Genomic DNA, 24,061 nt, shown 5'->3' with positions numbered 1-24,061 from the left:
AAAGATTAAAATGCATAAACCATAACCCACAAGAGGAATACACGGCATGAATATTCTCATCAGCAACGACGACGGCTATCTGGCACCCGGTATCGCGATTTTGGCGCGGGTGGCGGGCGAATTTGCCAATGTGCGCGTGGTGGCGCCCGAGCGCGACCGCAGCGGCGTGAGCAATTCGCTGACACTTGACCGCCCGTTGCGGATTAAGCAGGCGGATAACGGGTTTTACTATGTCAGCGGCACACCGACCGACTGTATCCATCTCGGTTTGCACGCGCTGCCCGATTTCAAGCCTGATTTGGTGCTTTCGGGCATTAACAACGGGGCAAACATGGGCGATGATACCTTATATTCGGGTACGGTTGCCGCCGCAACCGAAGCCTACCTGATGGGCATTCCCGCCATTGCCGTTTCCATGAACGATTACAGCGGGCGTTATTGGGCGACTGCCGAAAAAGCGGCCTGGCTGCTGCTGGCGCATTTATTGAAAAATCCGCCCAAGCTGCCGGTGTTGTGGAACATCAATATTCCCGCCGTCGATCCCGAAGACATACAGGGCATTAAAATTACCCGCCTCGGCCGCCGCCACCATTCGCAAAGTATTGTGCCGTCGCACAATCCGCGCGGCGAGGCGATTTATTGGATCGGGCCGGTCGGCGACATTTCCGACCGCGAGCAGGGCACGGATTTCGGCGAATGCGAAGCGGGATTTATCACCATCACGCCCTTGCAGATTGATTTGACCGCCTTCAATGAAATCGCCGATGTCGCCGGATTTTGGCAGGGCGTTTTATAAAAATTCAGACGGCCTTGGGTATCAGGCGGCATATCCGGCGCGTTTAAAATGCGCCAAAACCGGATTTTGCTCAAAAAGATTGCCGAATAATGCGATATTAACAGACCCTAACGCCGCCAAGACTTGAGGGACGGGCGTATTTTGATTATGATATGCCCCAACAGAATCAAACATCCCACATGAAGGTTATCCATATGTTGAAAAAAACCGCGTTTTACGTCGGCTCGGCCGCATTGGCTTTAATGCTGGGCGCATGTGCCAGCCAACAGCCCGCTCCTGTTGTCGCCGGTACGGCAAGTACAGGTTCTACTTCAAGCGGTACAGCTTCTGCCAATCCTTACGGTGCGAACCCTTACGGATCAAATGCGGTTTTCAATGACGCGCCTTATACCCCGCCTGCTACGACTACCCCGTCTTACAGCGCCCCTGCTGCGCCTGCTTACAGCGGCGGCGGTACTTATACGCCTTCTTATGCGCCGGTTGACGTTAATGCGGCCACACATACCGTGGTGCGCGGCGATACCGTGTACAATATTTCCAAACGCTACGGCATCAACCAAGACGACTTGCGCGCTTGGAACGGCTTGGCCGACAATACCATTAGCGTCGGCCAGACCCTGCGCGTGAAACCGGCCGGTTATGTTGCGCCTGCCGGAGCAACGGCTGCTGCGTCCGCACCTGCGCCGACCCGTTCTGCGCCGGTTGCCAGCCAAGCGGCTACTCCGATTGTTTCCACCGGCGGTACGCGTACTGTCAGCGGCATTACATGGCAGCGCCCGACTAACGGTACGGTGGTGACCAACTTCGGCGGCAGCAGCAAAGGTGTGGACATTGCCGGTACGGCAGGTCAGCCTGTTGTGGCGGCGGCCGACGGTAAAGTGGTGTATGCCGGTTCGGGTTTGCGCGGCTATGGCAACCTGATTATCATCCAGCACAATTCTACTTTCTTGACCGCTTACGGTCATAACCAAAGCCTGCTGGTTAACGAAGGCCAAATGGTGAAACGCGGTCAGACCATTGCCAAAATGGGTAACAGCGACGCCAACCGTATCCAACTGCATTTTGAAGTGCGCCAAAACGGTAAGCCGGTCAATCCTTCTACTTACGTCGCATTTTAAACCGACCGATTCGTAAGCAACGCCGAAGGCCGTCTGAAAAATATACTGAAGGAAATTTTATTCTTCAGTATATTTTTCAGACGGCCTTTTTTTATTTTATCTGTTTGAAATATCGTCTTCTTTACTCGAAATAGAGCTTGTTTATCGTGTCGATATGGCGTATATTGGACACTCGTCCAATATAATCCCGTTAGGAAACGTGATGATTAATGCAACCGAAGCGCAGTTTGTTTCCGCCGGTATTCATCTTTACCCGCGTTGCGGCTATCAGAAACTGTCGGAAGAGGCCGTAGCCGCCCATCTGAATGCCGACGTTGAGCGGTTTCGGCAGCTGTTTGCGGATAAAGACAAGTTTGTGAAAGCCATGCTGCGCGAATACCGCGACCGGGTATTGGGGCGGGTATCGTTTGATTTTTCTCCCGGCCTTTCTTCCCGAGAGCGTTTGCGCCAGCTTCTTTGGCGTTTGGCGGTGGTTATCCGCAGTAATCTGCCGTGGGTCAACCGCTTGTTGCTGGATAGCGCCGACGGTGTGGTAATTATCCGCCGTGCGCTTAAAATGCAAAATGAAATCATGGCATTGGGTGTAATGGCGGCGATAAGGGCCTGTCATGCGGATGGAGACAGAGATGTTTCCGATTTGGAATTGCTCAACCAATATGATTTTTTGCAGGGTGCGGTATTGACGCCGATGGTGTTAAACGTGCGCTTTCAGAAATTTGATATTTTGTCGGACGACATTTGCTGCCGGGTTCCCGATTTATTGACCGATGCATTTATCCAACAGCGGATTGATTGGGTATTGAACGCTTTATTTCCGGAATAAATTTAGGTGGTGGATAAAGGCCGTCTGAAAATATCTGCGGCTTGGGTTTTCGGACGGAATACGATTAGGGTTACAAGAGAAGAAAAATCAAGATGACAGGCAGCAGAGCACACGATAAATTTATACAGGCGGGCTTGGTGCTGTATCCCGATTTGGGCTACCGCAAATTGTCGGTACGCGCATTGGCGGCGGAGGCGGGGTTGAGCCCGGGCATGTTCCACCATTTGTTTGCCAGCAAAGACGAATTTATGCAGGAAATGCTGGCACGCTGTGATTACGAAGTATGGGGCAGCTGGGTGGTGGAGAATCTGCCGCAGACGAATCCGTTTGAGCGCTTGCGCGAGGTAACCCGCCTGTTTGCATTGAATACCCGTAATCATTTGAAAATGGCTCACCGGTTGTTGACTGACAGTGCCGACGGTGTGGATGTGATTAACCGTTCGGTCAAGCAATCTATTACCGCGCGCACGGAGGTGTTCCTTGAGCTACTGGAGGCATGCGGCCAATGCGATAACAGCCGCCCGGCAACAAGTGCGCAGCGTTTGGGCTATTTCAATGCAGCGGTTATCGGCCCGATGATTGTCGGCACGAGCTTCCGGCAGATGGATTTACTACCGGATTCATTAAACTGCGAGGTGGAGAATGTGTTGACCGACGAAGCCATTTTGCAACGTATCGACTGGAGCTTGAACGCACTGTTTCCCGGTTACATACCGGACGATAGGTAGCAGCAATAGCGTTTTGTTTCTTTTATATTAATCCACCTGAACCCTCAAACAGGAAAGAAATCATGAAAAAAATCATCACGATTGCCGTTGTCGCCGCGCTGGTTGTCGGCGGCGGTTGGTATTACTGGCAGCAACAGCAAGGCGCTTTGCCCGAGGGCATCGCCCAATCCAACGGGCGCTTGGAGCTGAACCGGATTGATGTGGCCAGCCTGTATGCGGGGCGGGTGGAAAAAATCTTGGTGGACGAGGGCTCGGAGGTGAAAGCAGGCGATGTGTTGGCGGAACTCTCTTCTGACACCGCCGTCAGCCAACTGGCAGCAGCGCAGGCGGCAGCGCAGCGCCAAGAGGAGGCGGTTGGTCGCGCCCAATCTGCGCAGGCGCAGACGCGTGATGCGGTGGCGCGTGCGCAAGCCAACGTCGAATCCAGCCGCCAGCAGCAGCGCGTGGCAAAATTGGAATTGGATAACGCCCGCCGTTTGTTGGCCGACCAACTGGTGTCGCAATCGGAAGTCACCAAACGCCAAGCGGATTACGAACGCGCCGCCGCAGCAGTGAAAGCCGCAGAAGCAGCGCGGGATGAGGCGCAGGCGGTGGTGGCGCAAAGCCGTGCGCAGATTGCCGAAGCGAAAGCCGGGGTGGAAGAGGCCAAAGCCAGAGTGAAAAGTGCGGCCTCTACGCATGACGATATGCAGATTCGTGCGCCGATTGACGGGCGTATCGACTACAAAATCGCCGAAGAGGGCAATGTTATCGGTTCGGGCAGCAAAGTGGTGAGCCTGCTCGACCCGAGCAATGTGTATATGAATATTTTTCTGCCGACCGACAGCATGAGCCGTCTGAAAGTCGGCGACGAGGCGCGGATTAAGCTGGACGGCATTGATGCCGTGTTCCCCGCCAACATCAAATTTATCTCCACCGACGCGCAATTTACGCCCAAATCGGTGGAAACCGCGAGCGAACGCGCCAAGCTGATGTTTAAAATCAAATTGCAAGTGCCGTCTGAAACTGCACAAAAATACAACCGCCTGCTCAAAGGCGGGCTGACCGGCAACGGCTATGTCAAAACAGGCAGTAAGACCGAATGGCCGTCTGAATTGGCGGTGAAACTGCCGGATTGAAGGCAGCCAGCCATATCCGAACAATCATACGGTTTTTCAGACGGCCTTGCGCCCACAGGCCGTCTGAAAAACCAGCCCCAAGAGCAGAATCATGAACGATACCGATAAACAAGCTCCGGCCGTTGCCGTTTGCGGCGTTTCCCACCGCTACGGCAGCGTGCAGGCGCTCGACAATGTGTCGCTGGCAATTCCGCGCGGCAAAACGGTCGGCCTGATCGGGCCGGACGGCGTGGGCAAATCCACGCTGCTGTCGCTGATTGCCGGTGTCAAAATCATTCAGGAGGGTGAGGTCAAAGTATTGGGTGGCGATATGGCGGATAAAGACGACCGTTTGGCCTTGTCGCACCGCATCGCCTTTATGCCGCAGGGCTTGGGGCACAACCTCTACCGCACGCTGACGGTGTATGAAAACATTGATTTTCACGCACGGCTCTTTGGCTTGGGCGCGCAAGAGCGCGAAGCGCGGATTCAAAGGCTGGTGGAGGCCACCGGTTTGGCACCGTTTACCGACCGCGCTTCGGGCAAGCTCTCGGGCGGGATGAAACAGAAACTGAGCCTGTGCTGCGCCTTGGTACACAATCCCGATTTATTGATTTTGGACGAGCCGACCACCGGCGTCGATCCCTTGTCGCGCCGCCAGTTTTGGACGCTGGTGAACGATTTGCGCCGGGAAAATCCGGGCATGACGGTCATCGTGGCGACCGCCTATATCGAAGAGGCGCAGCAGTTTGAACTGCTGCTGGCGTTGGACGGCGGCAAGCTGCTGGCCGACAAGCCGACGCAGGAAGTGTTGCGCGAATACCATACCGATGTATTGGAAGAAGCCTATATCAAAATGCTGCCGCCGGAAAAACAAACCGGCGCGGGTGGCCTGGACATCACGCCGTTCGTGCCCGACCCCAGTCTGCCGCCCGCCATCGAAGCGCACGGCCTGACCAAGCGTTTCGGCAGCTTTACCGCTGTTGACCATGTCAGCTTCACCATCCAGCAGGGCGAAATTTTCGGCTTTTTGGGTTCCAACGGTTGCGGCAAATCCACCACCATGAAAATGCTCACCGGCCTGTTGGAAGCCACCGAAGGAGAGGCCGAGCTGCTGGGCAAACCCGTCAATGCGGGCGATATGCAGACCAAAATGCGCGTCGGCTACATGTCGCAGGCGTTTTCGCTGTATGAAGAACTGAGCGTGCGCCAAAACCTGCAGCTGCATGCCGACCTCTACCAGCTGGGTGACAAAGGCGAAGCGGCGGTCAACGACGCCTTGCAGCAGTTTGAGTTGGCCGATGTCGCCGATACCGCGCCCGCCGCGTTGCCCTTGGGCATCCGCCAGCGCCTGCAACTGGCGGCGGCCTGTCTGCACCACCCCGAAGTGTTGATTTTGGACGAGCCGACCTCCGGCGTCGATCCGGCGGCGCGCGATTTGTTTTGGCGCTATTTGCTGAAGATGTCGCGCCAAGACCGCGTGACGATTTTCGTGTCCACCCACTTTATGAACGAAGCGGGGCGTTGCGACCGCATTTCGCTGATGCACAAAGGCCGCGTGCTGGCGGTGGGCACGCCGCAGGGCTTGACCGAGGAGAAACAAGCGCCGGATTTGGAAGAGACGTTTATCCAATACCTGATTGAGGCGGAGCAAACCGATGAAAGCAGTGCCGATGTTGCCGCAAGGCCGTCTGAAAACCCAACGGCGACAAGTCAGAATGGAGAAGTCAATACAGTTGAAACACATGTTGATTTAAATACCGTTTCAGACGGCCAAGAGCCGCAGGAAACGGCTGCCGAGATTGCCGCACGCGTCATCGGTCATGACCGGCAGTCGCAGGGTGACGATATGCTTTCAGACGGCCTTCAGACAGCCCAAGCGCAGCAAGCAGCTGTTAGGCCGTCTGAAAAAGCCGTAGTCGCAAAAAACGATAAAGAAGAAGCAAATACCGTTGTATCAAATACAGATAAAAAACCTTCAGACGGCCTGAATGAAGCTGCCGCCCGCCAACGCGATACCGAATCGCTGAAATACTGGTTCGCGACGGTATGGACGTTTGCCGGACGCGAAGCGAAAGAGCTGCTGCGCGACAAAATCCGCCTGTTTTTCGCCGTATTCGGGCCGGTGATTATGATGGCCTCGATTGCATGGGGCGTAACCTTTGACGTGCAGAACCTGAAATTTGCGGTGTATGACCGCGACCAGACCAGTGCCAGCCGCGGTCTGGTGGAATATTTCGCTGGTTCGCGCTATTTCATCGAGCAGCCGGAAATCGAAAACGAAGCGGACATCGACACGGTATTGAAAAGCTCGAAAGCGGTGTTGGTGATGGATATTCCGGGCGGGTTCGGCGAAAAACTGCTCAAAGGCGAACAGCCGGAAGTCGGTTTTTATATCGACGGCGCGATGCCGTTTAATGCTTCCAATATCCGGGGCTACGTCGGCGGCATTATGCAGATGTATGCGCAGGATTATGTCAAGGCCACGGGGCTGCCGGTTTCCTTGCAGGCGCCGGCGCAGATTGTGCCGCGTTACCGCTACAATCAGGATTTCAACAGCATTAATGCGATTGCGCCGGGCGTGATGATGATGGTGCTGGTGATGATTCCGGCGATGATGTGCGCCATCGGCGTGGTGCGGGAGAAAGAAATCAGTTCGATTTCCAACCTGTATGCCTCGCCCGCTTCGGTGTCGCAATACATGATCGGCAAGCAGCTGCCGTATATCGCGGTGGGCATGGTCAACTTTGCCGCGCTGCTCTTGATAATGGTGTTGTGGTTCGGCGTGCCGGTGAAAGGCTCGCTGCCGGCGCTGGTTTTCGGCACGCTGCTGATGGTGGGCGCTTCCACCGCGATGGGGCTGCTGATTTCAACCTTTATGAAATCGCAGCTGGCGGCGATTTTTGCCACGGCCATCATCACCATGATTCCGACCGTCAACTATTCCGGCTTCCTGTATCCGCTTTCCACCATCAGCGGCGGCGGCTATGTAATCGGCAAGCTGTTTCCTGCCTCGTGGTACATGACCGTCAGCGTCGGCACGTTTACCAAGGGCTTGGGCTTTGGCGAATTGCAGGAGGAATATGTGGTGCTGGCCGTGTTTGCGTTGGTGTGCATGACGCTTTCCTGCCTGCTGCTGAAAAAACAGGAGAAATAAGATGCGCGCATTACGCAATATCATGACGCTGATGATGAAGGAGTTCCGCAGCCTGTTTGGTGATCCGACGCTGATTATCCTGATTGTGTTTGTGTTTACCGGCGCGATTGTCAGCGTGGCCAAGGGCATCAGCACCGATGTGAAAAACGCCACCGTCGGCATTATCGACCTTGACCGTTCGGTGTTGTCGTACCAAATCCGCGATGCTGTCCAGCCGCCGTTTTTCCAAACGCCGAAGGAGATTACGCGCGAACAGTCGGACGAATTGATGGACAAGGGCGAATATATTTTCGTGTTGGAAATTCCGCCCGAGTTCGAGCGCGACGTACTGGCCGGGCGCAGCCCCGAAATCAACCTGCTGATTGATGCTACGGTGATGACGCAGGCGGGCGTGGGCTCGTCGTATCTGACCCAAATCATCAACCACGAAGTAAACGCGTTTGCCGCGCAATCCGGCGCGTCGCCGGTGAATGTGGTTATCCGCCAGAGTTTCAACCCCAACGGCGAAAGCGCGTGGTTTATGCCGGTAATGGAGGTGGGCAGCATGGTGACCATGATTACGCTGGTGCTGGTGGGGGCGGCGGTCATCCGCGAGCGCGAACGCGGCACCATCGAGCATTTGCTGGTCATGCCGGTGAGCGCGTTCGAGCTGATGATGTCGAAAATCCTCGCCAACGGCGCGGTGATTTTAACGGCGGCGGTGTTGTCGATGTGGTTTGTGGTGCACGAATTTATCGGCGTGCCGCTGCACGGTTCGCTGTTGCTGTATGCGGCGGGGGTAACGGTGTATCTGTTTTCCATCGCGTCCCTAGGTATTATGCTGGCGACGGTGGCGCCGACGATGGCGCAGTTCGGCCTGCTGATGCTGCCGGTGTATATCGTGATGCTGCTGTTTTCCGGCGCCTCGTCGCCGCGTGCCAACATGCCGGAATTTGCCCGCGCCATCAGCGAATATTGGCCGCTGACGCAGTTTGCCCAATTTGCGCAAAACGTGTTGTTCCGTGGCGCGGGTTTGGGCATCGTGTGGCCGCAGATGGCGGTGATGGCGGTATTGGGCGCGGCCTTTTTGGGCTTCGCGCTGTTCCGCTTCCGCAAAATGTTGGAACAGCAGGGATAGGGCGTCTGCCGATTCGTTTTCAGACGGCCTCAACGTCTGAGGCCGTCTGAAAAAACAAGGAAAAATCATGAAACTCAAACAAACAACCGCTTTATGCGCCGCTGCGCTGCTGGCGCTGTCCGCCTGCCAAAATACCCAAGTCCCGCTAGACAGCAATGTCGCCGTGCCGCAGGCGTTCAGCCAAGCCGAAGCCGCACGCGGCAGCAGCGACATCGTGCGCTGGTGGTGGCAATGGAATGACCCCGTGTTGGGCGGTTTAATCGAGCAGGGCTTGGCGCAGGGCTATGACGTGAAAATCGCCGTCAGCCGCATGAACGAAGCCCGCGCCGCCAGCCGCGCTGCCCGCGCCGATTTGGGGCCGACCGTCGGCTTGAGCGGCGGCGGGGGCGTGTCGCGCGGCAGGGTGGATAATCCCTTAGACGGCAGCACGCGCCAGATCTTATCGCAATATCCGCAAACCTCGTCTTTAAGCGGCAGTAAATTGGATGCGGACGGCAACAGCTTATACGGTGGCCTTGTCGCTTCGTGGGAACCGGATATTTTCGGCCAAAAACGCAGCGACGCCGATGCCGCCTATTACGCTGCGCTCGGCCAACAGGAGCAGGTTTACGGTGCGCAAATGCTGCTGGCGGGCGATATTGCCGACAATTATTTCAATGCCCGCGCCGCGCAACGCCGTCTGAAAACCGCTGATCACACCGTCGCCACCATGCAGCGCATGGTGCAGTATGTGAAAGGGCGTTTTAAAGCGGGGCACGTCAGCGGCTACGAAGTCAATGAAGCGCAGGTGCAGCTGAGCGCAGCCGAAGCCAAACGCGCCACGATTCAGGCGCAATACGACGCTTATGTGCGCAACATTGCCGTATTGACCGGCCAAACGCCGCAGGGTTTCACGCTGCCCGCTTTACCGGCGGACGTGTTGGCGCAACAGCCCGCCGCCCCGAGCGGCCAGACGCCGCAGGGCATGATCGAACGCCGCCCCGATTTGCGCGCCTATGCCGCCCAAATCAACGCCTACGCCGCCAAACTCGCCAGCGCCAAAGCCGATTTGCTGCCGCGTTTTACCATCAACTTTTTGGGCGGCGGCGCACGTATCGGCATTGATGGCGACGACTCGCTCAAAGGCTGGGCAGGTCTGCTCAGCGTCGGCATCCAAACGCCGCTTTTCACCAGCGGCCGTATCAAAGCCAACATTGCCGCCGCCGACGCCCGTCTTCAGACGGCCTTGCTGCAATACGACAAGCAGCTGCTGACCGCGTTAGGCGAAGTGGATAGCGCCTACCAAAGTGTCAACGCCATGCAGCGGCAAGTTGGTCTGTTGCAAACCGCCTACCGCCAATCCGCGCAACACGCGGCGGATACGGAAAAACTGTTCCGCAACGACTACAAAACGCTGGACGACGCCTTGCGCGCCCATTTGGAAGAAGACCAAATGCAGGACAGCCTGACCCAAGCGCAGCTGGCGCGGGCGCAAACGCTGGTGGGGCTGTATAAAGCATTGGGCGGCGGCTGGACGGGTTTGGACGAAGCCGGTTCATGATTGCTGCGTATTTGAGGCCGTCTGAAAGCGTAAGCGGTTTTCAGACGGCCTTTGTTTTGCGACCGTCGGATTTGGGTTTGCAAAATTTAACATTAAAAATATCTGCCGAAAATTTTTTGTCATGCGCTTTTTCAGGGATTTTTACCGGTGTCCGCCATTTTCTCGGAATGGCTTTATTTCCTAGGAGATAGCCATGCGTGAAGCAAATACGGAAAAATCGCGATTCGGATACAAGGCTTGAATAATCAGGCAAAACGGCTGTCAAGAGGAAAAGTGTAAAGGCCGTCTGAAAGAGAAAACGCTGGCGGCGAACCCCAAATCCAGCGCTTGTCAAGACTGGAAATGCTTGGAAAAATACATTATATTGTGCTATTGAAACTTATCGAATACCGTATCTTGTGTTTTGAACCGCAGATAAATACTAGGAAAAACTGATGAACGATACCACCAACATGAAAGTTACCAAACGCGACGGCCGCTTAGAGTCGATTAATTTGGATAAAATCCACCGCGTTGTCACTTGGGCTGCCGAAGGCTTGGATAATGTGTCCGTGTCGCAGGTAGAGTTGAAATCGCACATCCAGTTTTACAACGGTATCCGCACCGACGACATCCACGAAACCATCATCAAAGCGGCGGCAGACCTGATTTCCGAAGATTCGCCCGATTACCAATATCTGGCCGCGCGTCTGGCGATTTTCCACCTGCGCAAAATCGCCTACGGCGAATTTGAACCGCCGCACGTGTATGACCATGTGGCCAAACTGACCGAAGCGGGCAAATACGACAAACACATCATCGAAGATTACAGCCGCGAAGAGTTTGACGAGCTCAATAGCTACATCGACCACAGCCGAGACATGACCTTCTCCTATGCCGCCGTGAAGCAGTTGGAAGGCAAGTATTTGGTACAAAACCGCGTGACCCACCAAATCTACGAAACACCGCAGTTTCTGTATATTTTGGTGGCGATGTGCCTGTTTAGCAAATACCCGAAAGCCACCCGTTTGGGTTATGTCAAACGCTTCTATGACGCGGTTTCGACCTACAAAGTATCGCTGCCGACGCCGATTATGAGCGGCGTGCGCACACCGACACGCCAGTTCAGCTCCTGCGTTTTGATTGAATGCGATGACAGCTTGGATTCCATCAACGCCACCACCAGCGCGATTGTGAAATACGTTTCCCAACGCGCCGGTATCGGCATCAATGCCGGCCGTATCCGCGGCTTGGGCAGCGAAATCCGTGGTGGCGAGGCGCAGCATACCGGTTGTATCCCGTTTTTCAAAATGTTCCAAGCAGCGGTGAAATCCTGCTCTCAAGGCGGCGTGCGCGGCGGCGCGGCAACCTTGTTTTACCCGATGTGGCACATTGAAGTGGAAAACCTGCTGGTGTTGAAAAACAACCGTGGTGTAGAAGAAAACCGCGTGCGCCATTTGGATTACGGCGTGCAAATCAACCGCCTGCTCTATACCCGCCTGATTAAAGGCGGCAACATCACGCTGTTTTCGCCCAACGAAGTGCCTGGCCTGTATGACGCTTTCTTCGCCGATCAAGACGAATTCGAGCGCTTATATACCCAATACGAGCAGGACGAATCCATCCGCAAGCGCAGCGTGCCAGCCACCGAGCTGTTCTCCACCTTAATGCAGGAGCGCGCGGGTACCGGCCGTATCTACATTCAAAACGTCGATCACTGCAACACCCACAGCCCGTTTGATCCGCATGTTGCGCCGGTGCGCCAGTCCAACTTGTGTTTGGAAATCGCGCTGCCGACCAAACCGCTGCAAAACATCAACGATGAAAACGGCGAAATCGCCTTGTGCACCTTGTCTGCCTTCAACTTGGGCGCATTGCACAATCTGGACGAATTTGAAGAGTTGGCCGATTTGACCGTGCGCGCGTTGGATGCCTTGTTGGACTACCAAGACTATCCGGTTAAAGCCGCTTATCACGCGACCATGAACCGCCGTACCCTTGGTATCGGCGTCATCAACTACGCCTACTATCTGGCGAAAAACGGAGTGAAATACAGCGACGGCTCCGCCAACGGCCTGACCCACCGCACTTTCGAGGCCATGCAGTATTACCTCTTGAAAGCGTCGGTCAATCTCGCCAAAGAATACGGCGCCTGCCCGCTGTTTAACGAAACCGTGTATTCAAAAGGCATTTTGCCGATTGATACCTATAAAAAAGACCTGGACGCCATCTGCGACGAGCCGTTGCACTACGACTGGGAAGGCTTGCGCGCCGACATCGTCAAATACGGCCTGCGCAACTCCACCTTGACCGCCTTAATGCCGTCTGAAACCAGCTCGCAAATCGCCAACGCCACCAACGGCATCGAGCCGCCGCGCGGCTTGGTAACCATTAAAGCCTCCAAAGACGGCATTTTGAAACAGGTGGTGCCGGAATTTGAAACCCTGAAAAACCAATACGAACTGTTGTGGCAAATGCCGAGCAACGACGGCTATCTGAAATTGGTCGGCATTATGCAGAAATTCGTTGATCAGGCCATTTCCGCCAATACCAGCTACGACCCGAGCAAATTTGAAGGCAATAAAGTTTCCATGAAACAAATGCTGAAAGACTTGCTGACCGCCTACAAATACGGCGTGAAAACCCTGTATTACCACAACACTCGCGACGGTGCGGACGATACGCAAACCGATTTACATGATGATGGTTGTGCCGGTGGGGCGTGTAAGATTTAGTAACGAGATAAACAATAAGTAATAATTTCATAAATTCTTTTTTGTAAGAGTTTTGAGATATAGGCTTATAGATTTAAAACTCGTACAAGAAGAAGTTTTTATTGTCCATTTATTTTAAGGGCACAAATGAACTTCAGTTATTTGTTAAATAAAATTTTTGAGAAATTAGCAGATTTAGAAAGCTTAGCTCAGATTCCATTTTTATGGCTTTTAAGAAAAATTAGTTTTTCTTTCAGATTTAGTACTAAAGATGGAATTGAAATCCAATTTGGGATAAATAGGAAATAAGTATGTCCTGTGAACATTTAGTCATGCATTACAGCACCTTTAGCAAAGAGAAAAACGATGCTTTGAAAGAGCCGATGTTTTTCGGCCAGCCGGTGAATGTGGCGCGTTATGACCAACAGAAATTTGAAATTTTTGAAAAACTGATTGAAAAGCAGCTGTCGTTTTTCTGGCGTCCGGAAGAAATCGACGTGTCGCGCGACCGTATCGATTATGCCAATCTGCCCGAGCATGAAAAGCATATCTTCATCAGCAATTTGAAATACCAAACCCTGCTCGATTCGATTCAGGGGCGCAGCCCGAATGTGGCGTTGCTGCCCGTGGTGTCGATTCCGGAGCTGGAAACTTGGATTGAAACCTGGAGTTTCAGCGAAACCATCCATTCGCGCAGCTATACGCATATTATCCGCAATATTGTGAACGACCCGGGTATTGTGTTTGACGACATCGTTACCAACAAATACATCATCGCCCGCGCCGAAGACATCGCCTGCTATTACGATGATTTGATTGAATATACCCAGTATTACAACCTGCTGGGCGAGGGGGCGCATATCGTTAAAGGCGAGCTGATTGAAATTTCTTTGCGCGAGTTGAAAAAGAAACTGTATCTGTGCCTGATGTGCGTAAACGTGTTGGAAGCCATCCGTTTCTACGTATCGTTTGCCTGCTCGTTTGCCTTTGCCGAACGCGAATTGATGGAAGGCAATGCCAAAATCATCAAGCTGATTGCCCGCGACGAGGCTTTGCATTTAACCAGCACCCAGCATATGCTGAACCTGATGCGCAGTGGTGCGGACGATCCGGAAATGGCGGAAATTGCCGCCGAGCTGGAGCAGGATTGCTACGAATTGTTTAAAAAAGCGGCCAATCAGGAAAAAGAATGGGCGGCCTATCTGTTTAAAGACGGCTCGATGATTGGTCTGAACAAAGAAATTCTCGGCCAATACGTTGAATACATTACCAATCTGCGTATGCAGGCGGTGGGTTTGGAACCGGCGTTTGAAGGCGCAAACCAAAACCCGATTCCGTGGATTAACGCTTGGCTGTCGTCCGATAATGTACAAGTTGCGCCGCAGGAAGTGGAAATTTCTTCTTACTTAATCGGTCAGGTTGATGCCGAAATCAGCGCGGACGATTTGGGCGATTTCGAGCTGTAAAGCGGAAGTGCAGTATCGTAGGGGGTTAAAAAACACTCTGCGATGTTTCATTCTGTGACAGGCCGTCTGAAAAACGTATTTTCAGACGGCCTGATTATCATCTTTTTCAGTAACCGGTTTCCCGTTATGCCATTGATTACCACCCGCGATAAAGTGTTTGAACTGCAAGCCGGCGAAACGCTGCTGGAGGGCTTGGAGCGCACGGGGCATGAGGTCGAATACCAATGCCGCAGCGGTTATTGCGGCTCGTGCCGCGTGAAAATCACGGCGGGCAAGGTCGGCTATGATGAACTGCCGCTGGCCTTTGTCGCGCCGGGCGAGATTCTGCCGTGCTGCTGCCGGATAACAGAAGATATTACGCTGGACTGCCATGTGAAGCAGGATGAGCCGGATTTGTTTGATGTGGATTTGTTTGGTAACGACAATCAGTCATAAGCAGATAATCGGGTAAGGGAATACCTAATAAAGAGGCCGTCTGAAACGGGTAAATTGTTTCAGACGGCCTCTTATCATTTACTGCGCAGGCTGTTTAAGGCGCTGCGCTGGCGGCAATTTCGGAAGCGGATTGTGTCGGCGCAGAGGCCGCGTCACCTTCGCTAAAGTCCGGCTCGGGTTCGCTTTCCAATACCTTGCCGTTCAGTTTCAACTCGCTGTTTTGCAAGGTCAGGCGGGTTTGGATATTGCCGTTTTGCAGGGTCAGGTATTGCTGGCGCGCCATGCTTTGTACGGTGCTGTCCACCATCAGGCGCAGGGTTTCGTTGATGTCGTCTAGGCTGGCGCGTCCGGCGGCTTCATCTTCGGGGTTGACGCTGAAAATGCTGCGGGCTTGGCTGATGGCCATTTGCTCCAGCAGTTTTTGCGGCACGTGCATGTTGAAATCCGCATCGGTTTTTTTCAGCATATCGGGCAGGCTATTTAAATCTTGCGCGTTCAGCCCGTTGAAGGCCATTTTGCCGCTGACATCCACTACGCCTTGCGGCATGGTAAATTTAAAAGTTTTGACGTTCAACACCGGATTTTGAGTAAACAGCGAAGCGGCTTTGGTTTTGGCCGTTTGCAGAAGCTCGCTGCGGATTTGCTCTTCGCTCATCGGTTTGTTGGCGATTTCAGCCAGCTTGGTTTTCAGTGCCAAGAGACCGGCGGCATCGAGGTGTTCGGCAGCCACATCAATATCCAGCGAGCCGTAGGTATCGGTGCCGTACACCAGTTTGTCGAATTGGAAACGGCCTTCGCTGTTAATAAATTTATCCGCTTCGCCGGTTTGGGTGGTAAAGCTGAGTTTATTGACTTCGATTTTAGACGGCGCGATGGTACCGGTCGGGTTGATAAACGCGCCGATTTGCAAATCGGTCACTAAGTTTACCAATTCGTTTAATTTAACATTGTAATCAATGCCTTCATGCCATTGCAGCAGGAATTTTTCCAGCGTCACGCTGCTCTTGCCCAAGGCGATTTTGTTGCGGCCGTCTGAAGTTTCCGATTGGAAATGCAGGTTGGTCAGCGCCACATCGCCTTTATCGGCCAATTTGATTTGCAGCGAAGGGACGGCGTAGTCATGCTTGTAGGCGGTAAAGCCGTTTTGATAGCCGGTGGTGCCGCTCAAGCCTTTCCATGCCAGCTTGATGCCGGAGAGCTCTTCGTAGTCAAACGCGGGCACGCTCAAGGCCATTTCGCCGCTGCCATTGAGGTAAACGGTGTTGCTCATGGTTAAGGGCGTGGCGTTGCCGAAGAAGCGCGCCAATACTTTGGCCGTTTCCGGTTGGTATTGGAACTCAGTTTCCACATGCGCGCGCGTGCCGAAACCGCCGGCAAACGGGCCGTGGCTGATGTGGTTGACCACGGTAATCGGCTCTTTCAATACGGTTTTCAGATTATCCGGCAGGTATTTTTGCGTATTTTGCAGCAACGTGGGCTTCAGGCGGATAATGGTGGTTTCAGTCGAGGTAAACCAGCCGCGCTCGTATTGGTGCGATTCAACGGTGAGAAAGCCGGATTCTTGCAGCAGTTTTTGCTGCGCACTCAGGCTTTCTTCCGCTTTAATGCCGAGATAGTAAGGCGTGCCGAGCGCGGCAGCGACAACGACGGCCGCAGTCGGGATAAGAAACTTTTTCATTGCTGCAAAAGAGAGGAAAAGAAAGCGCAAAGCATAGCATTTTTTGACGGGTTTGTCTTTGGCTTGGCAGACCGTCTGAAAGGCGGGCTTATGCTAAAATCAGATATCTGCCACCAAGGGTAAATGATGATGGGTTGGAAATTTTGCAGCATAATCGGGTGCGTTTTGGTCTTGGCTGCCTGCTCAACGGAGTGGAAGCTGAGTCGGGACAAAGGCTTGTCGCTGAATGTCCAGCAAATCGGCACAGTGCCGGAGGGCGGATTGAAGTCGGGGAAACCGATTTACAGGCGGGCGATATTTTGTTTTCATCGGAGCGCAGTATCCAATCGCTGGGTATCCGTTTGATTAACCGCTCAGCCGTCAGCCATTCTTTTCTGTATTTGGGTGATGGGATGATTGCCGAAGCGGTCGGCTCGGGCGTGCAGATTATTCCGTTGCAGCAGGCTTTGCGCCACACCAATCTGGCGGCGGTTTACCGCTATCCGGGTTTGGACGGGCAGGCGGTTTTTGAGATGAACCGCTTTGCGCGCAGTTTGGCGGGCAGCCCGTATAATTTCGGCGGTATCGTCAAACAGACGCCGTATTCGCTGACGCGCAAAGTGTGCGAAGTATCGGTGGTGCCGCGTCAGTTGCGCCATTTGTGTTTGAATTCGCTGGCTTTTGTTCAAATCACGCCGTTTGACAGCGAACGCTATTCTTGTTCGCAATTTGTGATTGAGGCGTTTAACCACGCCGGCAGACCGTTAACCAAAACCAAGCCGGAATGGGTCAGCCCGTCGGATATGCTGCATTTTCGCGAAGGCGATGTAACGGCGGTCATACCGGAGGTGCGGCTGAAATATGTCGGGCATCTGCAATGTACGGATTCTTTGTGGAACAGCAACTGCAGCAAAGTAGCGGTTAAATAGTAAATAGGTTTGCGTTTGCAAGCAAAGGCCGTCTGAAAACCATAGGGTTTTCAGACGGCCTCATTATGCTGCCTCACTAAATCAGCCTTTTTTCGCCGCCAGCATGCTGCGCAGATTCGCCAAATTGCTTTTGCCTTCTTCCTTGCTGACGACCGGCTCGCCGCCTTTGCGCCCCAAGAGCTTGATGTCTTCGGGCGGCATTTCGTCGATAAAGCGGCTGGGCTCGGGGAACTGCCAGTTGCCCATGCGCTTGCGTTTGAGGCAGTGGGTCAGGGTAAGTTGGCGTTTGGCGCGGGTAATGCCGACATACATCAGGCGGCGTTCTTCTTCAACATTGTCTTCTTCCACGCTGTCGCTGTGCGGCAAAATGCCTTCTTCGCAGCCGACCAAAAAGACATACGGATACTCCAAACCTTTGGAGGCGTGCAGGGTGGAGAGTTTGACCGCGTCGTTTTCTTCCTCGTCTTTGCCTTCGAGCAGGGTCATCAGCGCGATGGTTTGCGCGATTTCAATCAGGGTTTTGCCATCTTCCTCGCCTTTGCGTGCCAGCCAGCCGGTTAAATCGGTGACGTTGCGCCACTTGATTTCGCCGGCCTTGCCTTCTTCGTTGGCCAGCAGATGGTTTTCATAGCCGATTTCTTCCAACAAATCGTTGATGACTTCGCCCGCGTCATCGCCATCGGCACGGCTGCGGTAATGCTCCATCAGCCGCATAAATTCCTGCACATGCTCGCGGTTGGCGGCATTAAGCGCAGACAGCGCTTCATCGCTTTGCGCCGCCTGATACAGGCTGCACTCGTGTTCGTGCGCATAAGCGTTGAGTTTGCCTAGCGTTACCTCGCCGATACCGCGCTTGGGTGTGGTGACGGCGCGTAAGAAGGCGGGATCGTCGTCGGGATTGGCCATCAGGCGGATATAAGACAGCACGTCTTTAATCTCGGCTTTGTCAAAAAAGCTCTGCCCGCCGGAAAGCTGGTAGGGTACGCGCGCGCTGCGCAAGGCTTCTTCAAACGCCCGCGCCTGATGGTTGCCGCGATATAAGACGGCAAAATCGGCGTATTGGGTTTTGTCGCCGCCGACCAGCTTTTGCTTCACAATCTGGCTGACCACCCATTCGGCTTCGTGCTGCTCGTTTTGGCAGGCCACCACTTTCACCACTTCGCCCATGCCGAATTGCGACCACAATGTTTTTTGGAACAATTTAGGGTTGTTTTCAATCACCTTGTTGGCGATTTTCAAAATTCGCGCAGTGGAGCGGTAGTTTTGCTCCAGCTTGATGATTTTCATCTGCGGGTAGTCTTGCTGCATTTTGCGCAGATTTTCCATGTTTGCGCCGCGCCAGGCGTAAATCGACTGGTCGTCGTCGCCCACGGCGGTAAACATGCCTTCCGCGCCGGTCAGGAGTTTCATCAGGGTAAATTGGCAGGTGTTGGTGTCTTGGCATTCGTCTACCAAAAGATAGCGCAGGTGCAGCTGCCATTTGTTGCGCACTTCGCTGTTTTGCTGGAGCAGCAGAGCGGGCAGGCGGATTAAATCGTCAAAATCCACCGCCTGATAGCTTTCCAAAGTGGCCTGATAGCTGGCGTAGGCTTGCGCGGTTTGGTGTTCCCATTCGTTTTGCGCGTTTATCAGCGCTTGTTCGGGTGTTTGTAAATCGTTTTTCCACAGCGAAATCTGGTGCTGCGCCTTGAATACCGCTTCTTTGCCGCTGCCGCCGATGAGCTCGCTGATGATTTTGGCGCTGTCGGTGGCATCGAGAATGGAAAAATTCTTTTTATAGCCGATGTGGTTGGCTTCTTCGCGCAAAATGCGCATGCCGAGTGAGTGGAAGGTGCAAATCGTCAGCCCGCGCGTTTGCGACTTGGGCAGCATTTTCGCCACGCGCTCCTGCATTTCTTTGGCGGCTTTATTGGTAAAGGTAATGGCGGCCACTTGGTGCGCGGGATAGCCGACGTTGACAATCAAATGTTTGATTTTCTGCGTAATCACGCCGGTTTTGCCGCTGCCGGCACCGGCCAAAACGAGCAGCGGCCCGCCCAGATAATTGACGGCCGCCTGCTGTTGTGGATTGAGTTTCATGGCTAAATCAGGAAAGGGAATCAGGCGGCTATTATAGCATTGTGGCAGATAGAGAAAGGCCGTCTGAAAACGGTTTCAGACGGCCTGTTGCGATGTCATGATGGTGTGTAAACGATGTCATTTATTCCGCTTGCGCCAGCCATTCGTTAAGCGCGGTTTTCAGACGGCCTAAGCCTTCTTCCAAATCTTCATCGCTCAACAACAGGCTCGGCGCAAAGCGCACCACATTGCTGCCCGCCACCAAGACCATCAGGCCGTGTTTCAGCGCGGCAGACATGATTTCGCCCGCGCGTCCTTGATATTCGTCGCTCAACACTGCCCCCAGCAGCAAGCCCATGCCGCGTACTTGTTTGAATACGCCGGTTTCTTGGCCTATGCTTTCTAAGGCACGGCGCAATTTTTCACCTTGCGCCACAACATGCGCCAGCGTTTCGGGCGCATTGATGATGTCGAATGCACGGCTGCCGACGGCGCAGGCCATCGGGTTGCCGCCGAAGGTCGAACCGTGCGTACCCGGGCCGAAAGTGGGGGCGATGGTGTCGGTGGTCACAATCGCGCCGATGGGGAAGCCGCAACCCAGCGCCTTGGCCAGACTCATGATGTCGGGCACGATACCGTAATGCTCGTAAGCAAACAGCTTGCCGGTGTGCCCCATGCCGGTTTGCACTTCATCGAAAACCAGCAGTGCGCCGTGTTGGTCGCACAGGCGGCGGGCGGTTTCCAAATATTCTTGGGTAGCGGGCAGAATGCCGCTTTCGCCTTGAATCGGCTCGATAATCACGGCGCAGGTTTTTTCGCCGACGGTGGCTTCCAGCGCGGCGATGTCGTTAAACGGTACATGGGTAATGCCTTGCGGCAGTGGCGCGTAGTCTTGGCTGTATTTGGGTTGGCCGCCGACGGACACGGTAAATACGGTGCGGCCGTGAAAACTGTTGAGGCAGGCGACGATTTCGTTTTTCTCGCCGTTTGAGCGGTCGCGGCCGTATTTGCGCGCCAGTTTCAGCGCGGCTTCATTGGCTTCGGCGCCGGAGTTGCAGAAAAAGACTTTGTCGCCGAAAGAATGCTCGACCAGCTTCTGCGCCAATTCCTGCGCCGGGCCGGTGGTGTAGATATTGGAAATGTGCCACAGCTTGTTTGCCTGCTCGGATAGGGCTTCGATTAAGACGGGGTTGCTGTGACCTAAGGCGTTAACGGCAATCCCGCCCGACAAATCGACATATTCTCGGCCTTCGGTATCCCATACGCGGCTGCCGAGCGCACGCTCGGGAATCATCGGGGCGAAGGAGAAATTCGGGGTCAGGTAGTTATGCATGGCAGGATTCCTATGGGGTGGGTTGAGGGGAAAACGTATGGCTGATTATGCGCCGATTGTTAACAATATTCAATATCTGAAAAGGCCGTCTGAAAAACCGATGTGCATACGGTTTTTCAGACGGCCTTGGCTTGAATGGCATTAAATCGAAAATTCAATCAGCTCGTTTTGCGAGAATACATACACCTGCTTCGGCGACAAGGCCAAGGTTTGGCCGACGGTGAGGTTCAGGCGGGCGCTGTCGCTGCCGCCGAGGGTGATGTGTACGTCTTGCTTGCCGTGTTTGACGGTGACGTGGGTAAGCGCACCGACGGCGTGGATTTTTTCAATCGGCGCGGTAATCATGGCTTGCACCCCCTCGGCCGCAGGCTGCCATTCGTGCGGGCGCACGTAGCCGATGGCGGTCTGCTCCTGCCATTTGTATTGGCGGTCGAGCGGCCACGCAAAATCGCCGTAGTGCCATGCGCCTTTTTCGATACGGCCTTCAAAGGCGTCGGTTTCGCCGAGAAATTCGGTGACAAAGGCGTTTTCCGGTTTACGGTAAATGGCTTCGGCGCTGCCGGTTTGCTCGATTTTGCCGTGGTTCATCACCACGATTTCATCGGATACTTCCAAGGCTTCTTCTTGGTCGTGGGTCACCAAAATGCTGGTCACGCCGAGATTGTGGTGGATGTCGCGCAGCCAGGTGCGCAATTCTTTGCGCACTTTGGCATCGAGTGCGCCGAAAGGCTCGTCCAGCAGAAGAAGTTTTGGCTCGACGGCCAAAGCGCGGGCGAGGGCGATACGCTGGCGTTGGCCGCCAGAGAGTTGGTGCGGATAGGCTTTGGCCAAATGCGACAGTTGCACCAAGCCCAGCAGCTCTTCCACTTTGGCACGGATTTTTTCTTTGCTCGGGCGTTCGGCCTTGGGCAAAACGGAGAGGCCGAAGGCGATGTTGTCAAACACGTTCATATGGCGGAACAGGGCGTAGTGTTGGAACACAAAGCCGACTTTGCGCTCGCGCACGTGTTTGTCGGTTACGTCTTGGCCGTCAAATAAAATTTTGCCGTCGTCGGCATTTTCCAAACCGGCGATAATCCGCAACAGCGTGGTTTTGCCGCAACCGGAAGGCCCCAGCAGCGACACCAGTTTGCCGGTGGGGACATTGAGGTTGATGTTTTTCAGCGCGTGGAAATTGCCGAAGTGTTTGTTTAATTGTTGGATGGTGATACTCATGCGTTACGCTCCGCAGCGGCGAGTTTTTTCTCTTGGGTTTTGGTAATGAAATTTTGTACGGCCAGTGTCGCCAAGGCGAGCAAGGCCAATACGCCGGACAGGGCAAAGGCGCCGGTAAAGTTGTATTCGTTGTAGAAGATTTCCACTAACAGCGGAATGGTGTTGGTTTCGCCACGGATATGGCCGGAAACCACGCTCACCGCGCCGAATTCGCCCATGGCGCGGGCGTTGGTGAGGATAATGCCGTAAAGCAGCGCCCATTTGATATTGGGCAAGGTCACGCGCCAAAACATTTGCCAGCCGCTTGCGCCGAGAATCAGCGCTGCTTGCTCCTCGCTGTCGCCCTGCGCCTGCATTAAGGGAATCAGCTCACGCGCCACAAAGGGGAAGGTCACGAACAGCGTGGCTAAAATAATGCCCGGGATGGCGAAAATAATCTGAATGCCTTGCGCTTCCAGCCAGCCGCCCAAAACGGTATTCGCGCCGAAAAGCAGCACAAACATCAAACCGGCCACCACCGGCGACACAGAAAACGGTAAATCGAGTAGGGTAGTCAAAAGCTGTTTGCCGCGAAAATCAAAGCGGGTCAGCAGCCAGGCCATCGCAATGCCCAATACGGCATTGACAGGCACGACAATCGCAGCGGTAATCAGCGTCAGCTTGATGGCCGACCATGCTTCCGGATCGGTCAGCGCTTGGACATACAAATCCCAGCCGCCTTTCAAGGCTTCGTAAAACACCGATACCAGCGGCACGACCAGCATGACCAGCAGAAACAGCAGGGCTACGGCGGTCAGCATGACCCGCAGCCAGCGCGGTTCGGTCAGATTGGGATTAGGGGAGTTGGTTCTCATGGTTTGTCTTTTTTATGATTTGGATTATTGATTTTCAGACGGCCTATGCTTTCGCGCCCGCGCGTTTGCTCAAAGCCCACTGCATGATGTTCAGCGCAAACAGAATTACAAACGAAATCAGCAGCATAAACAATGCCACTGCCGACGCGCCCTGCACGTCAAACTGCTCCAGCTTGCCGGTAATAATCAGCGGCAGGATTTCCGACACCATCGGGATATTGCCGGCGATAAAAATCACCGAGCCGTATTCGCCGGTGGCGCGGGCAAACATCATGCCGGCGCCGGTCAGCAGAGCGGGGGTAATTTCTGGCAGCAAAACGCGGCGGAAAGTGGTGAAACGGCTTGCGCCCAAGGTTGCGGCAGCTTCTTCGTATTCGCCTGAGAGCTCTTCCAATACCGGCTGCACCGCCCGCACGATAAACGGCAGGCTCACCACCACCAGCGCAATCCAAATGCCGATGGGCGTAAAGGCGATTTTGATGTCAAACGGCGCAAACAGGCTGCCAATCCAACCGTTGGGTGCGTAGAGTGTGGCCAGTGCGATACCGGTTACCGCCGTCGGCAGGGCGAAGGGCAAATCCACCAGCGCGTTAACCAGGTTTTTACCCGGAAAATCATAGCGCACCAATACCCACGCTACCAACGTGCCGAACACGATATTGGTCAGCATGGCGTAAAATGACATTTTCAGGCTCAACCACACCGCCGCCAACACATTAGGCTCGGTAATGGTCTGCCAAAACGCCGTCCAGCCGATTTCGCCCGCTTTGGTCGCCATCATCGCAAACGGCAACACCACCAAGAGCGACAGGCACAACACAGTCAGGCCGAAGCTGAGGTTAAAACCGGGCAGCACGCTGGGTTTTTTGAGCAACAGCATAAAACAAAATCCCATGGTAATTTCACATTAGCGATACTGTAACAATGCCGTCTGAAAAAAGGAAAGAATGGATGGTTGTAATAAAAGATGGAATGGTTATATAACGTGAATTTGGCATGAGCAAAGAGGCCGTCTGAAAATACGGTAAGCGGATTTACCGGTATT

General features: G+C 54.1%; 19 protein-coding genes. 12 read left to right on the top strand and 7 right to left on the bottom strand.

Going from position 1 to position 24,061, the window contains the following annotated elements:
* Positions 1–46: 46 nt before the first annotated feature.
* The 8 genes from surE (at position 47) to J2T37_RS05870 (ending at position 10,376) form a co-directional block, all read left to right on the top strand.
* A complete protein-coding gene (gene surE, locus J2T37_RS05905) occupies positions 47–796 on the top strand; it encodes a 5'/3'-nucleotidase SurE (protein ID WP_253354496.1) in 750 nt (249 codons plus the stop codon).
* Positions 797–990: 194 nt separating this feature from the next.
* Positions 991–1,914: a peptidoglycan DD-metalloendopeptidase family protein gene (locus tag J2T37_RS05900; protein ID WP_253354494.1), complete on the top strand. Its 924-nt coding sequence runs from the start codon at positions 991–993 to the stop codon at positions 1,912–1,914.
* 202 nt (positions 1,915–2,116) lie between these two features.
* A complete protein-coding gene (locus J2T37_RS05895) occupies positions 2,117–2,737 on the top strand; it encodes a TetR/AcrR family transcriptional regulator (protein ID WP_253354493.1) in 621 nt (206 codons plus the stop codon).
* A gap of 92 nt (positions 2,738–2,829) precedes the next feature.
* Positions 2,830–3,465: a TetR/AcrR family transcriptional regulator gene (locus J2T37_RS05890; protein ID WP_253354492.1), complete on the top strand. Its 636-nt coding sequence runs from the start codon at positions 2,830–2,832 to the stop codon at positions 3,463–3,465.
* A gap of 62 nt (positions 3,466–3,527) precedes the next feature.
* Positions 3,528–4,583 (top strand): HlyD family secretion protein, encoded by a 1,056-nt coding sequence (locus tag J2T37_RS05885; RefSeq protein WP_253354491.1) that lies wholly within the window; start codon positions 3,528–3,530, stop codon positions 4,581–4,583.
* A gap of 91 nt (positions 4,584–4,674) precedes the next feature.
* Positions 4,675–7,719 (top strand): ABC transporter ATP-binding protein/permease, encoded by a 3,045-nt coding sequence (locus J2T37_RS05880; RefSeq protein ID WP_253354490.1) that lies wholly within the window; start codon positions 4,675–4,677, stop codon positions 7,717–7,719.
* A 1-nt stretch (position 7,720) separates the two neighbouring features.
* Complete coding sequence (locus J2T37_RS05875) at positions 7,721–8,836, top strand: ABC transporter permease (protein WP_253354489.1); 1,116 nt, start codon at positions 7,721–7,723, stop codon at positions 8,834–8,836.
* A 67-nt stretch (positions 8,837–8,903) separates the two neighbouring features.
* Positions 8,904–10,376: a TolC family protein gene (locus J2T37_RS05870; RefSeq protein ID WP_253354488.1), complete on the top strand. Its 1,473-nt coding sequence runs from the start codon at positions 8,904–8,906 to the stop codon at positions 10,374–10,376.
* Positions 10,377–10,416: 40 nt separating this feature from the next.
* Here J2T37_RS05870 and J2T37_RS05865 read toward each other — a convergent pair whose 3' ends face one another.
* On the bottom strand, positions 10,417–10,710 hold the full coding sequence (locus J2T37_RS05865) for a hypothetical protein (RefSeq protein WP_253354487.1): 294 nt from the start codon (positions 10,708–10,710) through the stop codon (positions 10,417–10,419).
* A gap of 100 nt (positions 10,711–10,810) precedes the next feature.
* On the opposite strand from J2T37_RS05865, the gene nrdA reads away from it, so the two are divergent.
* The 3 genes from nrdA (at position 10,811) to yfaE (ending at position 14,970) form a co-directional block, all read left to right on the top strand.
* Positions 10,811–13,090, top strand: coding sequence for a class 1a ribonucleoside-diphosphate reductase subunit alpha (gene nrdA, locus J2T37_RS05860; protein ID WP_253354486.1), 2,280 nt, complete (start codon positions 10,811–10,813; stop codon positions 13,088–13,090).
* A 311-nt stretch (positions 13,091–13,401) separates the two neighbouring features.
* Positions 13,402–14,535, top strand: a complete 1,134-nt coding sequence (gene nrdB / locus J2T37_RS05855) for a class Ia ribonucleoside-diphosphate reductase subunit beta (protein ID WP_253354512.1) — start codon at positions 13,402–13,404, stop codon at positions 14,533–14,535.
* Positions 14,536–14,661: 126 nt separating this feature from the next.
* The gene (yfaE, locus tag J2T37_RS05850; protein WP_253354511.1) at positions 14,662–14,970 is read left to right on the top strand and encodes a class I ribonucleotide reductase maintenance protein YfaE; all 309 of its coding nucleotides are present in this window, start codon (positions 14,662–14,664) and stop codon (positions 14,968–14,970) included.
* A 94-nt stretch (positions 14,971–15,064) separates the two neighbouring features.
* On the opposite strand, the gene J2T37_RS05845 is transcribed toward yfaE, so the two are convergent.
* Positions 15,065–16,648, bottom strand: a complete 1,584-nt coding sequence (locus tag J2T37_RS05845; protein WP_253354485.1) for a YdgA family protein — start codon at positions 16,646–16,648, stop codon at positions 15,065–15,067.
* A 158-nt stretch (positions 16,649–16,806) separates the two neighbouring features.
* On the opposite strand from J2T37_RS05845, the gene J2T37_RS05840 reads away from it, so the two are divergent.
* On the top strand, positions 16,807–17,556 hold the full coding sequence (locus J2T37_RS05840) for a YiiX/YebB-like N1pC/P60 family cysteine hydrolase (RefSeq protein ID WP_253354484.1): 750 nt from the start codon (positions 16,807–16,809) through the stop codon (positions 17,554–17,556).
* 81 nt (positions 17,557–17,637) lie between these two features.
* Here J2T37_RS05840 and rep read toward each other — a convergent pair whose 3' ends face one another.
* The 5 genes from rep to cysT form a co-directional block, all read right to left on the bottom strand.
* A complete protein-coding gene (gene rep / locus J2T37_RS05835) occupies positions 17,638–19,635 on the bottom strand; it encodes a DNA helicase Rep (RefSeq protein WP_253354483.1) in 1,998 nt (665 codons plus the stop codon).
* A gap of 121 nt (positions 19,636–19,756) precedes the next feature.
* Positions 19,757–20,947 (bottom strand): acetylornithine/succinyldiaminopimelate transaminase, encoded by a 1,191-nt coding sequence (locus tag J2T37_RS05830; RefSeq protein ID WP_253354482.1) that lies wholly within the window; start codon positions 20,945–20,947, stop codon positions 19,757–19,759.
* A 141-nt stretch (positions 20,948–21,088) separates the two neighbouring features.
* Positions 21,089–22,162: a sulfate/molybdate ABC transporter ATP-binding protein gene (locus tag J2T37_RS05825; protein ID WP_253354481.1), complete on the bottom strand. Its 1,074-nt coding sequence runs from the start codon at positions 22,160–22,162 to the stop codon at positions 21,089–21,091.
* The gene (cysW, locus tag J2T37_RS05820; protein WP_253354480.1) at positions 22,159–23,016 is read right to left on the bottom strand and encodes a sulfate ABC transporter permease subunit CysW; all 858 of its coding nucleotides are present in this window, start codon (positions 23,014–23,016) and stop codon (positions 22,159–22,161) included. The genes J2T37_RS05825 and cysW overlap by 4 nt, the downstream gene beginning before the upstream one ends.
* 43 nt (positions 23,017–23,059) lie before the next feature.
* Positions 23,060–23,896 (bottom strand): sulfate ABC transporter permease subunit CysT, encoded by an 837-nt coding sequence (cysT, locus tag J2T37_RS05815; protein WP_253354479.1) that lies wholly within the window; start codon positions 23,894–23,896, stop codon positions 23,060–23,062.
* Positions 23,897–24,061 lie beyond the last annotated feature (165 nt).

The sequence above is a fragment of the Neisseria perflava genome, from assembly GCF_024170405.1.
GTDB classification, from domain to species: domain Bacteria; phylum Pseudomonadota; class Gammaproteobacteria; order Burkholderiales; family Neisseriaceae; genus Neisseria; species Neisseria perflava_B.
This window is presented reverse-complemented; position numbering and strand designations above follow the sequence as displayed.